The 15,654-nt window shown below is 62.2% G+C and carries 12 protein-coding genes; all 12 read right to left on the bottom strand.

The annotated features are described in order from the left end of the window. Nucleotides 1-53: 53 nt before the first annotated feature. The 12 genes from FHT08_RS07370 to trbF all read right to left on the bottom strand — a co-directional run bounded on the left by FHT08_RS07370 (nt 54) and on the right by trbF (nt 15,384). A complete protein-coding gene (locus FHT08_RS07370; protein ID WP_343204134.1) occupies nt 54-1,562 on the bottom strand; it encodes a hypothetical protein in 1,509 nt (502 codons plus the stop codon). Between the two features lie 13 nt (nt 1,563-1,575). After that, entirely contained in the window at nt 1,576-2,994 is a 1,419-nt protein-coding gene (locus tag FHT08_RS07365) for a UvrD-helicase domain-containing protein (protein ID WP_166774702.1), read from the bottom strand. Continuing rightward, nucleotides 2,981-4,711, bottom strand: a complete 1,731-nt coding sequence (locus FHT08_RS07360; RefSeq protein WP_166774701.1) for an ATP-binding protein — start codon at nt 4,709-4,711, stop codon at nt 2,981-2,983. Before FHT08_RS07360 ends, FHT08_RS07365 begins: the two co-directional genes overlap by 14 nt. Nucleotides 4,712-4,877: 166 nt before the next feature. Continuing rightward, a complete protein-coding gene (locus tag FHT08_RS07355) occupies nt 4,878-5,591 on the bottom strand; it encodes a TIGR02391 family protein (protein WP_166774700.1) in 714 nt (237 codons plus the stop codon). A gap of 96 nt (nt 5,592-5,687) precedes the next feature. After that, nucleotides 5,688-6,593: a hypothetical protein gene (locus FHT08_RS07350; RefSeq protein ID WP_166774699.1), complete on the bottom strand. Its 906-nt coding sequence runs from the start codon at nt 6,591-6,593 to the stop codon at nt 5,688-5,690. Nucleotides 6,594-6,678: 85 nt separating this feature from the next. Next, nucleotides 6,679-9,678, bottom strand: coding sequence for a DEAD/DEAH box helicase (locus FHT08_RS07345; protein ID WP_166774698.1), 3,000 nt, complete (start codon nt 9,676-9,678; stop codon nt 6,679-6,681). An 8-nt stretch (nt 9,679-9,686) separates the two neighbouring features. Then, nucleotides 9,687-10,583: a nucleotidyl transferase AbiEii/AbiGii toxin family protein gene (locus FHT08_RS07340; RefSeq protein WP_166774697.1), complete on the bottom strand. Its 897-nt coding sequence runs from the start codon at nt 10,581-10,583 to the stop codon at nt 9,687-9,689. After that, the gene (locus tag FHT08_RS19975; RefSeq protein WP_166774696.1) at nt 10,583-11,683 is read right to left on the bottom strand and encodes a hypothetical protein; all 1,101 of its coding nucleotides are present in this window, start codon (nt 11,681-11,683) and stop codon (nt 10,583-10,585) included. The genes FHT08_RS07340 and FHT08_RS19975 overlap by 1 nt, the downstream gene beginning before the upstream one ends. A gap of 176 nt (nt 11,684-11,859) precedes the next feature. Next, a complete protein-coding gene (locus FHT08_RS07330; RefSeq protein WP_166774695.1) occupies nt 11,860-12,075 on the bottom strand; it encodes a DUF2274 domain-containing protein in 216 nt (71 codons plus the stop codon). After that, the gene (locus FHT08_RS07325; RefSeq protein WP_166774694.1) at nt 12,072-13,364 is read right to left on the bottom strand and encodes a TrbI/VirB10 family protein; all 1,293 of its coding nucleotides are present in this window, start codon (nt 13,362-13,364) and stop codon (nt 12,072-12,074) included. The genes FHT08_RS07330 and FHT08_RS07325 overlap by 4 nt, the downstream gene beginning before the upstream one ends. 2 nt (nt 13,365-13,366) lie before the next feature. Next, nucleotides 13,367-14,356, bottom strand: coding sequence for a P-type conjugative transfer protein TrbG (trbG, locus tag FHT08_RS07320; protein WP_166774693.1), 990 nt, complete (start codon nt 14,354-14,356; stop codon nt 13,367-13,369). Then, a complete protein-coding gene (gene trbF / locus FHT08_RS20125) occupies nt 14,353-15,384 on the bottom strand; it encodes a conjugal transfer protein TrbF (RefSeq protein WP_166774692.1) in 1,032 nt (343 codons plus the stop codon). Before trbF ends, trbG begins: the two co-directional genes overlap by 4 nt. Nucleotides 15,385-15,654: the final 270 nt, after the last annotated feature.

Genomic DNA, 15,654 nt, shown 5'->3' with positions numbered 1-15,654 from the left:
TTCGTGTAGCTCGGCACCCTACCTTGCCCGCTTACATAGGTTGATATGAGCCCTCAAGCAGTACCTTTCTTCGCTGCCAGTCTTGCCACAAGCAGACGATAGGCAGGCTTCTCATCAACCTTAAACAAATTTGGTTCGTTCTTAAGGAGATCAGCGAGCACCGGGGTCACAGCATCGAACAGAGCTGTCAGTAGCGCTTCACCGACTGCGCGCGGCTCCGCAAGATCCTCTAGCAGCCCTGACATCTCGCCATGCGCGAGCTTGTTGCGCCCTTCGCGATAAACAGTATTGACTGCAGCATCAACGGTGAGCTTCCCATCAGGCGCAGAGTCATCGATCGGTTTGAGGGCTGCCTCGGCGAAGGCGGTCATGTCCTTGGCGCTCCCCCCGGCGCCGGAAAGTCCATCGGCGGCGCAGCCATAGTCCACAACGGCCATGAAGTCGGAAGCCTCGCGACGAGCTTCACCGACCCAGTACAGCGCATTGGCCCAGCGTTCGACGAGATGGAGCGCATGTCCGGTTCGTCGTCCAACGACGTAGTGCTGCAAGATGCACCCGGCGGCATCCAGGAAGGATTGTTCGCCCACCATCTTGGCAGCCAGCGCGCCGGGGCGTCCGCCAAGGCCAGGCATCTGTACGCTCGACCCACGCAATATTCGTCCGTCCAGCGTGGTCGCGAACCGGTCCTCTGCAAAAAGATGCTGCCGGCCGGCTTTCGTAAATCGTCGCGCATCCTCGACCTGGAACCTCAGTCCGATTGCGTCAATCGCAAGTCCCACAACCACCGACGCTTTGAAATGCGACCGCGCATGCTCATGCCCTTCCATCCGGATGGTAGCTACCCAGCTGTAATGGCGCAGCGTACGCAAAACATCCAACGCATGTGATGCACAGCGCTCACCCTCGGCTGCAGCTGATCGAGCGGTCAACTCCTCCATGTCCAGTTCACGAGCCTCGACCTGGCGGATGAGCTCGCGGACCTCCGAGTCCTTGACAAAGGAATCGAGCCATTCCACTCTCGGCAGGAATCGCACCGGCCCCACGGAGAATGCCAGCACGGCCTGATCCGAGTGAAACAGATGGCAAGGGATATGCCGGTCGACGTCGGGACTCGCGCTGGCGGCCAACTGCTGCAGGCGCGCTTGGTAGTCGTCGGCGAGCACCGCATAAAAATCGTCACCGAGCAGCACGTCGTGTTCATTCTGGCCATCCGGTACTGTTGGAAGGCGCGATTGGCAGTCACGAAGCGTGTCCCCGATGGCCTGGAACGAAAGCTTCATGAAGGCCTCCCGATCAATCGTCTGGCGCAAGGCTTCGCGTGATTTCCAGCTTTGCTGTGACAGCAAGTGAGCTGCGTCCACGCCAGCGTGCGTGACCCGATACTGCCCGCCTTGCGACACCGGAATGGCAAGCGGAACCAAGGGGTTCGCGCTGAGGGCATGCCACTGTGCAAAGGTCATCGCCTTCGCCGTGATCACGTCCTCGACGATGGTCTCCATGAGCTTACCCACGGGCGTCTCTTTTGCACCGTCCGAGCTTGCAAACTTGTTCTCTCTTGCCACTTTCCCCTCCTACTTAGCCCAATATGGGGCTGGCGCTACACACAACCAGCTTCATTGATCCGCGGGTCATGGCCACATACAAGTGCTGTGCGCTCATGCCCTCCGTATTGAGCACTACCGCCACTTCTGCCTCCAGCCCTTTGAGCAGCAGCGTGCTGCCGACCGCACGCTTGGGCAACGGGCGGCCCAACAATCGGTTCTCTTCGCGCACGCGCCTCGCAGCCTCCGCAAGCGGGACGTTTCCTGCCGAGGCCCCACGCAGCGCCTTGAGTACGCCGTAAAGAATGGCGGGCCGATGTACTCGCACGTTCGGCATTTCGCGCAACTCCGACAACAGTGTTGCGGCTGCGGCGATGGACGGGCCGCGCTGGAACGCCAAGGCACTGCTCTCCGCTGTGGACGGCGGATTCCTCGCGGTTCCTCGGGCCAACGACTCCAGACGCCGTGTCAGCTCTGCGACACCCACGTTGGTCATGACGCTTTGCGCCAGCGCCAGCAACTGCCCCATGGCCCCAGCAGACGCAACATCGAAACTGTTGCCGAAGGCGATGAGGTCTTGCAAATCGACTGCCTCGACGGTCGAGGCCCCTGGCGTCTGGCTTGCAAAGTTCTGCTGGCTCGAACGGTTACGGCTGTCGGCGATGATCAGCACGCGCCCGTCTGCGGTGGGCGGCAGTGTCCGCGCGGCAGCCAGTCGCTGCGGGTGGTCGTTGGGCGGGATGGTCTGAATCCACGTCACATGTGCTGGTGGTCCGGTGCGCAGATCCACCGACTGACCGGCCACCAACAGGCGGCGAACCTCCAGCAGCCATTGTCCGAGTGCTTCCGCACCAGCATTGCGCCAACGCCATGGCGTGGCTAGTTCCGCCACGACCGGGAAATGCGCGCACACTTGCTGCTCCCAGTTAGCCAAGGCGTTGCCACCGAACCCGAAGATGCCCTGCATCGGATCGCCAAGCACGCAGGTCGGCAGGATCAGCGAGAGAAAGTAGACGAGATAGTGCTGAGGCACCGAACAGTCCTGGTACTCGTCAACAATGAGATGCGCATAGGACGCTTTCAGTACATCGCTGACGTGCCCGGCCTGCAACAGCTTCCAGGCGAATTCGCGGATCGCCGGGTAGTCCCGCGCAGGCGTGGCGAGCCGCAGGATGTCCGGATCATGACCGCTGCGACCCGGAAAGCTCGCAATCAACCGAATGGCCCAGCCGTCGATGGTGCCCAATCGATAAGCACTGTGTGGCACACCGGCACGGTCCAGCCGGCCACGAAGTGCCGCCACGCCAGCGTTCGTGTGCGTGAGAACGAGGATGGGTTTGCGACCTCCGTGAGCGGCCAGGGCGTGGGCAATCAACTGCGTCTTGCCGCACCCGGCCGGTGCCGTAACCGTGCCGCGGGCAATCGCGCGCAGGTCGATTTCACCGGGGCCCATGGGCAGCCCACACAGATACCTGGTCCACCAGTGCCTTGAAGCCTGGATCGCATAGCGGCAAGTCCGGCGCCACGATGGTCCTTGCTACGTCCTCCATCCAGGAGATGGACTTGAACCAACCGGCCTTGCGGATGCGAGCCGCCTGCCCGAGCATGGCTCGGTTTGGCACTGACAGTGCTTGCGTGTTCTGGATTTCATCCCAGACGGCCTGAACGGTCAGTGTGTTGTTAGAGGCGGTGCGCAGATGTTCGTAAATCAGGTCGCCATGCAGGTCGTGGGCATATTTGATCAAGTGCTGGCAGGCCACTGGCGTAAGGCTGCCAAACAGTTCGTCCTCCAATGCGCGGCCTGCGCGGTACGCGACGACCGCGCCACCGGCCTGCAGGAATGCCTGTTCGATGACAGGCGTAGGCTTCTTGTCGTCATCCCGCACCACCATCACCCTGTAGCCTAACGACTGGAAGGCGGCCGCGCGGGAATAGGGCCGGTCGGGCTCGCCACCGCCACAGTCGACCATGGCAATGCCCTGTGCTGCCAGAGACACGCCGCCAAGTTCGACCCGGTGCAAGTCCAGACCACGCAGGAGTCCGATCTCGCTGGCTCCTTCGCACACGATCACGGAGCCAGCCAGAAAGGCCTCGGGATAGAGGCGAATGGTGCTCTGCGTGTCGTTATCGGTGCCTACCATGCGGGCCTCGTGACCGTCGAGACTGCGGCGCAGCACGAAAAGCTGCCCGCCCGACAACTCCCTGAGCGCCACTGGCGAATGCGTGGTGAGGAATGCTTGCAGCGGTGCCGCTTCCTTCGCTCCGAGAGAGCCGAGAAACCGAGCGATGCGGTGCGGCTCTAGGCCGTACTCCAGTTCGTCCGAAAGAACGATCGACGCTTGGCTGGCCGCCTTGCGCTGCAGACCGGCAACCAGCAGGCGTGTGGACCCAACGCCGAGACTGCGAAGCGGGATGCCACCTTCGTTGTGCAGGGAAATGGTCCCGCCGCCGAACGACACGGAATGCGAGTCGAGCAGTGCCCTCGCCTTCGCGCCAATGTGGACGCCGAGTTCCTGCGCGGTCGCGGCGACGATCCCAAGCGCTTCTCCCAATTGCTGCTCGGCCTGGTCGCCAAAGGTGCCGCGCGCATCCCGTGCAGCCTTCACGAGTGCCGCCGAAGCATCAGCGCGTTCCTCCGAGATGCGGTTCAGGACCGAGCCCCGTTGCCAGGCCAAGTTGTAGTCAGCGAGCGCACCGATCCGCGTCGGCGCCAAGGCCAGACGGTCCTTCCACGCGAGTGTCTTCACCAGCCCTTGCTGGGTGGCGCGGTCGGAGATGAGAGTCCAGGATGGCTCCAGGTCGCTGGCGACCGTCAAATTGAGGCAAAGAACCACTTCTGCACCGGCGGACGGCTCGTCTTCGACGACGCCCGTGGCGGCGCGATAGCCGAGCAGAAAGGCACCGAAGCTTTCCAGCGTACTCATGCTGTCATCCAGCGCGCCCAGTGTCAGCGTGATGCTGATTGGAGCGGTAATGTCCAAGCCGAAAAAGTCAGCGTCGGAAATCTGCACATTGCGCCTGGCGCCCAAGCACAGATCGATCGCATCCAGCACCGTGGATTTTCCGCTGTCGCCCGTGCCGATCAGGCAATTGATGCCAGGCGATGGACACCACACCAATTGCTTGATGCCACGGAAATTGGCGATCTCGATCTTTCTTATTCTTGCCATTGGGTCCCCCTGTGATGGTGTGCGGCCTGTTCCGCTTTAGAAATCCCTGATGCAAAAGCACATTGCGAAGCTCGACTCTTTGCGCTACCTGCATTCCTTCATAGACATCGCCTGACTTCCAGTGACTTGCGGTCGGATCGAGAACCACCGATGCAACTGGCGCGCCTCAGGTCTTCGGAGCGTCTTTCGCTTCGTAGATCCGTCGGGCTAGTAGGCTGGCGAAGATCAGATACTGCGCGGCCTTCTCCGGGTCGAGATCATGATTTAGCGAATGCGCCTTGGGATTGCGAATGCCAAGGTAAGTGCCGACCAAAATTTGCATGAACCCCTTCTGGTCATTTCTGCCCGACTCCGTGTCGAGTTCGCTGAGGATCAAGTGCGGCTTTTCCAAGCTCAACACTTGTGTCGCCAGAGCCGCGCCATCGAGATCCAGGCCAGTGCGCTCTCGCATCAAATCAAAGATCGCAACGACGGAGTTCAACACGGCATCGCGGTAGTGTCCGTCCACATAGTGCCGGAAGGCATGCGCGAAGATAACGGGGTGCAGCAGCTCCTCGAAGCCCATGCTCGGCTTGGTACCTGTCGCTTCGCGCACATGCGCTTCCGCCCTCACTTCTACCTGGGGAAGATCGCGCGCAAGGATATCGTTGTAGTCATTGGCGTCGCCAAATCCGATATGCCTGCCAAGATTTCCCATGTCTTGCTCAGGGAACCCTGCACCGGTCCACAGCTTGCGCAGCAGTTGATAGTCGGCTTTCAAATAGCCATTGATCAACTTGGCCCCTGCTTTATCGTCGCTCGCAAGGAAGCCTTGTGCATCGACCGCTTTCTGACGCATTGCCCGAAAGAGGGCATTTACCTCCAAGTACCATTCAAGCATTGCGCCTCTCCCCGGTTGATCTTTTCAATTCCACAAGGCATCGCAAACCCGCATGAGCGATCGCCGTTATCGCGCAACGTGCGGGCTTTTGCACTTTTACTTTTTCCTCAGCATCAGCTGAATCATGGCGAACAGGCGGTGGAACAGATAGTCGACCTGGTCCACATCGATCACCGGCACCTGGCTGATCTCCGAATGCCGAATGAGGTGACTGTTTCCAATGGAGTTCAGTTCTGCCGCTTCTGTCTCCAATCTCTCTCGCAGCGACGGCACGGAGGTAACTGCATCGAGGATGATCTTGACCGAGCGCTTCTTGTCGCTCGGGTCAGCCAGTGACTTGAGCCGCTCCCATGCGTCCCACAACCGCTCCAGCGCTTCACGACGCACCAACGGATTGCGGTCCGAAAACTTGGCTCGGCACTCGTCGAGCATGTTGTCGAGCGTGCGATCTCCCGTATTGAAAAGCGTTCGTTTCAGTTCTTCACCAAGCACCGGCGGGAGCACTCGTTCAATTCGGCCATTGGGCAGCATCTCGAACGCAACCCCGTTGCGCGCGAATATGCGATTAACGGTCATTCGGAAGTCTTCCTGCCCCGCCTCCTGATCGAAAGTCAGGTGGTGATGACTGAAGTAGTCGTGATACTTCCCTGAGATCGGCTTAGCCACTGATGCGTGAACGAACTCGATGAAATCCAAGACGAGCAAGGTGTCCGGCGCGAACGGCTGGCGTTCAGCAAAGTAGCCCTCCCCATCAATGGAGGCTGTCTCCAACGGCCAAGCCAGACCCGGCATTTCTGCGCTTACGGAAGCCGCAAAGGCGACAGCATCGCCGCCGCAAGTGGCTTGCCCATCCGGGCAGCGTTCGGGAAAACGCAGGCCGAATGCGCCGCTATTGATCAACGCCTGTACCGTTGCCACGAGGCCTGCCCAGACCGTGGGAGAAATCACCTGCTCGGTGCGTGCGCGCGGACCGTTCTGACGATCGCTGAAGTAGTCGCTCATCACGTTGACTCCGTTCGCGGCCACGACGCCATGGTGGCGACGTGTCTATCCAATAATTTCATTCCCCTGCGCAGGACCATGGTGTTCATGCTTTTGGCCTCAGCAGCGATGCGCTAGTTGGACCAATGCATGCTTCTAGCCGCTCGCCGCTCAAGTCGTTCACGGCTTCCGGCGTCAAGCATCCGGCGTTGAAGAGCCCGAGGTATTGCCCCCTAGTCAGGGCAAGCGGCAAGTTTGTGAGCGGCAGCGCACCGGCCGGAAGGCCGAATTCGAGTCGTTGCAGAACTTCGTCGAGTCCCGCCAGGAACGTGGGCTGGTCCGGGAAGAGCGCCGACAGGATTTGGTGCGTCGAGCGCAGGTGAAAGCGGGTTGCGTCGGCAATTCCGATGATGTTTCCGTATCCGACAGCGCCTCCGAAGGGCGTGGTCGAGAACCGCTTCTCCAACACGTCGACGGGGGTGCCCTCGATCCAGTCGTACAAGAGCGCCGCGCGCTTGCATCGGCACCAGAACTCAATCTCGTCCCGGCAATATCGCTGCAGTGCCTGCGTCATCGCATGCCCATAACGCTGCGCCACGTCATTGGCGCGCACGCTCTCCGATCGCCCCCGCTTCATGACCGGTGTGTAGATCGCATCCATTTCGTCGAGGACCTGCACCATCGCCAGCACCTGGGTGGGCGATGTTTGTGCGGCGTTCAGTTGTTTCATCAACTCGACCAGCCGCAGGCTCGACTCAAACGACAAAGACGAAGCGCCGCAGGCGCGTCCGAGCAAGGTCAGGTGGATCAACTCGCCCTCGCGCTCGGCCAGCCCGGCCTGCAGCAGGCGCTCGACCAACGCGGTGACTTCATGCTCCACGATCGCGATCCATTGCGGGTTTGCGCGTGATGCAGAGTAGCCGCCGAACGTGTTGACCAGGAGGCCAGGAATTTCGGTGGCTCGCACGCCCCGAACCTGGCTAAGCAAGCGCAATGTCCAGGTTGGCAGGTCGCGCTGCTGGAAGGATGACTTCACGTCTTCAGGCACGCCGAGCACGTACTTCTGGAACAGTTGCGCGCGTTCCATCGGCGTGTCGGCAAGGATGATGGCCTTGCCGGTCTCGTTGTATCCGAGCCGTCCTGCCCGTCCTGCCATGTTCTTGTACTCGGCGACGGTGAATGGGCGGCCGTCCTCACCGACGAACTCGTTCTCGGCCAGGATCACCGTCGATGCCGGCGTGTTGATACCGGCAGCTAGCGTTGTGGTGGCCACCAGCGCATGGATACCGCCGCCAGCGTTGCGATAACCTTTCTCGACGGCTTCGCGCTCCGCGCGCAAGAGGTTGGTGTTGTGGAACGCGGTGCCCCCCGCAAGGCATTCCCGCAGATCCTGCGAGGCGCCGGTCAGATCCTGAGTTGGCAGCACGTCCAGGACGGTCGTCGCAGGACCCAGGCCCAATTCCTTGGACAAGTATTTGGCGCACCCCTGTGCCGGACCACGCATGTTGCGGAAGACCAGCAACTTCTCGCCCTGTGCTACCAGTTGCTGAACCAATGGCACGATCACGTCTTGCGAGCTGGGCTTGTCGCGACGCTGCACGATGCGATGCGCAGGCAACAGGGCTTCGGTCTTGGTGGTGCCGTCCACATCGACGAACTGGAACGTCCCGCGCCGATCGAGCACGCCCTCGACCAGGGGCACAGGCCGCTCGCGGGACATCAATAAGGGCAGGTCGAGCCAGCGATCGAAGCTGTTGAGGTTGCCAATGACCGCCGACAAGATCACCAGTTGCGGCTCGATGCCGCGCTGACGCGCCCGCAGCAGAAGCGCGAAAATCAACTCGACCGTAATGCCTCGATTCGGGTCCGTGATGAATTGGCCCTCGTCAAGCACGACGAGGCCGAGCTGGTTGAGCAGGCGCGGCGAACCGAGCGCCAGATTGAGAAAGGTTTCGTAGGTGAAGAAACCCAGGTCATAGCGACCGCCCAACACGGGGCCAATGCCATCCGTTGCATCACCGCTGCACCGAACGACGCGCAGGCCCGCAGGTCCGTATCGCTTGCTGAACTCCTCGAACTTCTCGTTGACCAGCGCCCGATATGGCAGCAGAAACGCCGCTTTCTTGCCGGCTGTGACCGCCTGAATCGCAGCCAGTTCGCCGATCATGGTCTTACCCGAGCTGGTCGGCGCGACCACCAGCAGCGATCTGCCGGCCAGTACGCCATGTTCGTTGACGGCCTTGAGTTGCAGCGCGTTGAGGCCTCGCGGGAAGTCCGTCGTCCACTGATCGACGATTTCCGGCGGAAAGCCGTGCGCGGAAAATTCCGCAAATGATCCCGACATTTTCTGGACCGCTCTGGCCGGGAACGCAGCGGCGTAGTTGTCACCACGCTTGAGGGCTGGAAACACAAGGCCACCCTGGACGTTGCCCAGGAATACAGGCGTCTGTGTCACGCTGATGCGCTCGGCCTCGACACGCGCCAGCCGGATGATCTCGCCGGCGATTTCCGGGAAGCTGACCAAGTCGCCGACCGCACCCGTCAACGCCTCTATCACGGCATGCGTAAGCAGTCCGTGTCCGGTGCCCGGCTGCTCCCAGGCAGATTCGTTGGTTGCGCAGGCGGCAAGCAGAATGCGCCCTTCGCCGTAAATCCCAGTCAACGCAAATGCGCTTCGCGGGCGCGGTGCAGCCTCCAGTACGCGAGCAGGCGCCTGCCCGCTGAAGCAGCAGTCAAGCACGCACAGCACCGCACGCGCCTTCGTCGCCTTGAAGGCATCGGCCAAGCCCGCCATCGACAGGCCTGTGCTGGAAAGATCGGCTGCGTTGGTATCGAACAGGACCAAGTTTCCATCGGGAGAGCCGTGCCCAGCGAATGTGATGACGACCACGTCGTCCTGGCCCGCGGTCGACAGCGTTCCGAGGATGGCCTGCGACACCTCTGCATGCGTGGCGGCCTCATCGGCAAGCAGTCGGCCAGCCAAGCCTTCGACAGTGTCGGTGAACAGCGCCCACAACGCCGTAGCATCGCGGCGGGCCCCGCCCAGCTCGGGGATCGTCGCGTCGAGGTGTTTGTTGATGCCCACGAAAATTGCTTTGATCGCCACGCCGCCCCCTATCCGATTCGCGCCAAGAGTTGTTCGATTACGTCGCTAGCTTGGCGCTGACGCAACGCCCTCGCCTCGCGTTGCTCGGGCTCGTCACCCTCGCCCAGTTCAAATTTGGCGATGGACACCGGGCCGTCCTTGCGATACCCCTCCGTCTTGTCGTCGTACACAAAGCGACTACGCAGGATCGCCAGGCAAGCCTGAATCACGGCGCCATGCGTGCCATCGCTTTCCTTGCGGAAAGCCTCGGCAACGGCGTCCATGCCATCGGGCGCGTGTTCAATGCAATAGATCAGGTCGTGCGCATCCTTGCGTTCAAACCGTTGGTCGAAGGCGAACGCCTTCAGGCACGTAAAGCTCACCAAGTTGGCGTGCTTGATTTTCTCTGTCGCGACGCCGTTGTCGCCTAACAGTTCCGCTTGGATCTCGGTGACTTGGTAGAGATCGAATACGATGGACGAGTGCGGGATATTCAGCGCCGAGATCGTTCCTTCGGTAGGCAACGGCTGCACCTTGCCGCCGGCGATCTGCGGCGCGTCGGCCAACAGCTCCAACACCATCAAGGCACCGTGTTCGGTGCGGGTCTGCCAACGCCACGAGAGCTTTTGCTTCTTTTCGTTCTCGGCGCGCTCAAAGCCCATCTTCTTGAAGTTGTCCTCCAGCGTGTGGTACGCCTCAGTGTCGGCCAGCATCTGCAAGTCGATCACGATGTCCACGTCCAGCGTGCCGGCGTGCGCAGGTATTAGTGGCGGACGGGCGGCCACTAGGTATCGGGGAGTCAGGCCACCGACCAGGTAGACCGAATCCTTCCATGGACCTAGCCCACGCAACAGCGTCACGAGAACACGCTCGCAGTCGAGGGTGTATTGATCGCTGTAGCCGTCGAGGGTCGCGGGCTTGGTCATCAAAAACCAATCCTGTCTCTGCGCAGATGCTCGGCCATTTCCTTGGCTCGCCCCTCGCCCCCCAGCAAGTCGAGGTAGACCTGAATTGGGCTTGCCAACCAGACATCGCCGACGCGCTCGCGAAATAGCAGGTCGCCCAGTGATTTGGCTTCGATGACCGTCAGATTGGCACCTTCGTTGACGGCCCTTGCACCCAACTCGTCGATGGCGGCGTCGGCTGCGGGCCCGACCAGCAACCGGCAACGAACCTGAGACACGTTGGAAAGGAACGGCGCATAGCGTTGCGCGGCCGCTTCATGGGTGATCGCGTAGCCAACCTGGTGGTACCCGAACACATGGCCTGCATGCTCGACCAATTGATCCGCCTTGAGGGCGGGCACGTAGTAGCGCCGCAGTACGGGGGCGCGCATCGATGCAAGCTGCTTCAGCCAGGCGTCCAGCATCGCGCCAGGCTCTTTGAGATGCCGTTCTTTGCTCGGGCCCTGGCCGCGCGTAGCCAGCCAATCGAAACGTTCCAGTTCCGTCAGCACCTGCGAAGTGGTCGCCGGGGACACCTGCGCTTGTTCGGCTAGTTCCTTGACGCTGAACCAGTCCTGGTGTCGAACCAACAAGGCGTGCAGCACCTGCGCGCGGCGACCCGCAAAGAGCGATCGGACAGATTTAGCCAACGTCTTGGGCGGCGGCCTGTCGATGTAGAGATAGGCACCATGCGCAGGTAAGAACAGGCTGCCGCCGCTGTCGAAATACCCGACGCGCTCGGTTCTGAGTAGGTCCTTGGCTCCCGGAGAGATCGACTCAGCAACCAGCAATGGCAAAGCCTCGTCGGCGCTCTTCCCCATAGACTGGCTGCGGCCATAGTCCCGGAACTGCCAGAGAACTTCGCGCACATCCCTGGGATAGACCGCCTTTTTCGCCTCGATCAGCAGCGTGAACGACCTACCAGCAACATGGAGTTCGATCTGGGCGTCGTGCCGAGGCTCGTCCGGCGATCCAACGGACTCCCAGCGACCCAGATTCGCATGCACTTCCGGCAGCCCCTGGAGTGTTTCCAGGAACTGCTCGATCAGTTGCCACTCGTTCGTCGGGGACTCAAGCACCATGGTTTTGGGTTCTTTACTGCGCAGTGAATATGGCTATTCTACCGAATATTCGGCAAAAGCTCAATATTTACTGCGCAGCGAAGATCATGGCTTCCGCCGCTCCGACGCCTCCGCCAAGGCTGCGACGGCGTCTACTGGCCGAGCGTCCGTGAGAAAGCCCCCCGACTCGATATGCCCTACCCGCCCTGCTTGAATCCCCGATCGCGGGACATGAACGCCTCCAGCATGTAAGGGATGAGGGTCGCCGCGTCGACATTTTCACCATAAGTGCGGCCATGAAGGGCCGCATAGCGGTCGAGGTCTGCCTTCAGCGCGACCGGACACACGAAGGTCAGCTTGACGCTCTCGGTCTTGGGCAACGGGCCCAGTCGCAGCTTGCGCGTCGTGCTCATCGTGAAGTTCCCCGGTTGAAGAACAACGGTTGGTAGGGACGCAGCACAAGGTCGCGGTTGACGATAATGCGCACCGGCAGGCCTGGCCGCTCTGTCAGCGTTGGCTGGATGTTGAGATTGCGCCGGGTTATCTCCTGCCCGGCCTGGTTCACGCTGTCCTGCAGGCTGTCGCGGCCGGCGATGATGACGCGATCGCCGCCCTGGCGGTTCTCCGGCGCGGCCAGCTCGGCACCGACACCCAGTAGCGTCGTCAGTGCGGCGCCAGCGAAGATGCGATCCCAATGCCAATCGACGCCATCCTCCAGGCCGGCGTAGCCGGCCGGATCGGTGCCGGCCAGGTTGTCGAGCGTGAGCGAGGACGTGTCGGGCAGGATGATCCGGTTCCAGACGACTTGAACGCGGCTCTGCCCGTAGCTGACCTGACTGTTGTAGCGGCCGAGGATGCGCGAACCTTGCGGAATCAGCAGGAAGCGCCCGGTGGCCGTGTCATAGACCGGCTCCGTCACTGTGGCGATCACGTCGCCGGGCAAGTCCGACTTGATGCCCGTAACCAGCGCCCCGGCGACCACCGTTCCGGCCATCACCTGATACGGCGATGCGGGCATTTGCAGGTTGCCGGAATTACGGGCTTCCGTGGTTCCGGCTTGCTGGAACGCCTCCTTCTGGTCTTGCCTGTTCTGCACGGCCGTCGGGTCGGCGGGCTGGGCCGCCGTCGAAGCCGGCCCGGCCGCCATCGGGTCGAAGGCCGCATTGGCGGCGAAGCCCGGCGCGGTGGCCACCTGCGACTGCGCCACCGGCGCGGCTTGCTGGGTGCCGGTGCGGAAAAATACCGACGATGCAGCCGCTTCCTCGGCCTCCTTCAAGCGGGCCAGGCGTTCCGTCTCGGCCGGGTCGTGACCGGGTGTGGCGTAGGCGGCCACGGCCGGCTGCTGCGAATTCACGATGGCCGGCCCAAGGTCGCCCGGCAGCGGCGGCCCCAGCTCGGGCACGTCGGGGGGCAAGGTCGGCGGCAGCTTGGAATAGTTGGCCGGAAGCTGGTCGAGTCCTTCGGAGCGTGAAACGCGATCCACGTTGTAAAGCTCGGTCTGCTCGTTGGCCGCGCGCCGCTGCGGTTGCAACGACCACATCAGCGCGCCGAGCACGGCGACCGACAGGCCGCCGGCGAGGATGGCCAGCGTGCGCCGGTTCAGCCGTGTGACCGGACGCGGCTGGGCGCGCAGCGCCACCGCTTCGGGTTCGACCTTGCCCGCCTGCGGCACGGCAACGTCGGGAGTGTCATCCTGGCTCATGGTCAGTTCCTCCGCGTGCCATCCGTGCGCTCGATGCGCACTACGTCGCCCCCGTCCCCGCCCAGGCGCAGTTCAGCCGCACCGAACAGCCGATCGACGATGTAGTACGGCGGGCGGAAGCGGTAGTTCACCAGTTGCCCGTCGCCCTGCGCACCGATGACGAACAGCGGCGGCAGCTCGCCCTGGGCGATGCCCGCGGGGAACTGGATATAGACCTTCTCGCCATCGTCGAAAAGGCGCAGCGGCTTCCACGGCGGATTGCTGCCGCTGATCGCGTAGCGGAAGCGGATGCGCTCAAGCGACAGGCCGGTATCGACCGGCGCGGTCGCCTGCGCGGCCTGCGCCTGGCGCTGCAAGGCCAGCATCCGATCTCTCGGGTAATCCCAGGACACCGAGGCCATCCAGGCGCGTTCGGTCGAAGTCAGTTCCAGCAGGTACGTCCGGCGGCTGGTGGTGATGACCAGGTTCGTCTTCAACTCGGAACGGATCGGCTTGACCAGCACATTGATGCGCAGCTCGTCGCCGCTGCCGCTGGACGTGTCGCCGACGATCCAGCGCACGGTATCGCCGGCGGCAACCGTCACAAGCTCTTCGCCGGGCTGCAAGGAAATGACAGTGACGCGCCCCGGCGCGGCATAGACCTGATACAGCGCGCCATCGGTGAAGGGCCAGACCTGGATCGCATTGACGTAGCCCTCGCGCGACGGTGCGATGCGCGCCTCGGCGTTGGCGCGCGACACCCGCACGGTTTCGTCGGCCGGCTCCGGCGCCGGCGGCGCTTCGTCCACCTCGGGCAGCGGTTTCAACTGCGCCGGCATCGGCAGCACCGTTGGCACCTCCACCACTTCGACCGGCTTGGGCGGTTCAGGTAACGGCTGGGCCTGCACGGGTTCATCGAGCGAAATGGTCGGCGGCGGCTTGCCCTGCGTGGCGCAGCCCGCCAGGACAAGAAGCATCAACGGCAAAGCGTAAAAGCGGAAAGGCAGGTTCATGGCTTGGCTCCTTCGGAAGAATCCAGATCGCGGCTCCACGACAGGCCATTGACGTAGATGCCAAGCGGGTTGCGGCGCAGGCGTTCTTCGGTGCGAGGTGTTTGCTGCACGATGGACACCACTGCCGTCCACCGCTCCAGCCCTGCGGCGGCGCCATTGACGTAGCGGCGCTCCGTCCAGCGCACGTTGAAAGACGTGTCGCTGGCGCGCACGACGCTGCTGATCTGCACCGTCACCGACTCGCGGCCGATGCGGGCGAACGGGTCATTGCTGCGGGCGTAGTCGTTGAGCACGGCCGCGCCCCTGTCTGTGGTGTAGTCGTAGGCGTCCAGCCAGTTCTGCCGCACCACGATGGGGTCGATGGACAGCGATCGAACCAGCGTGATGAAGCGCGCGATGTGGTGCGCCGTCTGCGCGTCGTTGGGCTGGTACGGCGTGACCGCCTCGCCCACGGCGCGTACCTGGCCGGCGTTGTCCACTTCCACGACATAAGGCGTGACGATGGACTGCGCCGAGCGCTGCTTCACGATGTCGCGAATCTGGACGGCCGTGGCCGGCGCCCCACGCTCCTTGACCTTATTGCACAAGGCTCGCAGGTCCTCGGCCTGGATCTCGGTCAGCAGGCGATTGCGGAACACCGGCAGGATGTCCCGGTCGATGATGTGCTTGCGCATGGCGCGGGTGCTGTCGGCCAACCGTGCATTGGCCAGCCATGCTTCCATCGCCGCGCCGAAAGTTTTGATGGCGACCACCCGCCGCTTCTCGCGTTGCTTTTCAAGCGCGGGGGATATGCCTGCCTGAACGGATTTGCGCGCCTCCATGAGCAGTTCGCGCGCCATCGCCAGCGAGATACCACCCGGGCCATAGCGTCCCAGGGTCAGCGTCTCGCGGCGGCCGTGGAGCCGGTAGTCGTAGCGGAAGGTGACGGTACCGCTGGGCGATACCGTCACGTACATCCCGTCTCGGTCAGAAGCCTTATAAATCTTGGACTTAGGCTTCAGATTTCGCAGTGCAGTGTCGGTCAGCATCGAGGTTTTCCTCCGGTTTTTCGACGGCTTTTACCGTCAGGGACCTGGAGGCCTGCTGATGCCCGGAAAGCCGCGTAAAACAAGCTTTCCCGAGAAGATTTTTACCGTCAAAGACGGTAAAAGTCTCAATAGTGAACGAGAGTGTCTTAATCCGGCCTCGATTCTTACCGCCCGCGCCACCGTCAACTTGTTTTGCTAGCCGGTGATAGCCACCGATAGATGCCGTGACGTATTTACCTATTAAATCAATACGTTACGACGATTTTTCGA

Source organism: Xanthomonas sp. CFBP 8151 (assembly GCF_011761885.1).
GTDB classification, from domain to species: Bacteria; Pseudomonadota; Gammaproteobacteria; order Xanthomonadales; family Xanthomonadaceae; genus Xanthomonas; species Xanthomonas arboricola_B.
This window is presented reverse-complemented; position numbering and strand designations above follow the sequence as displayed.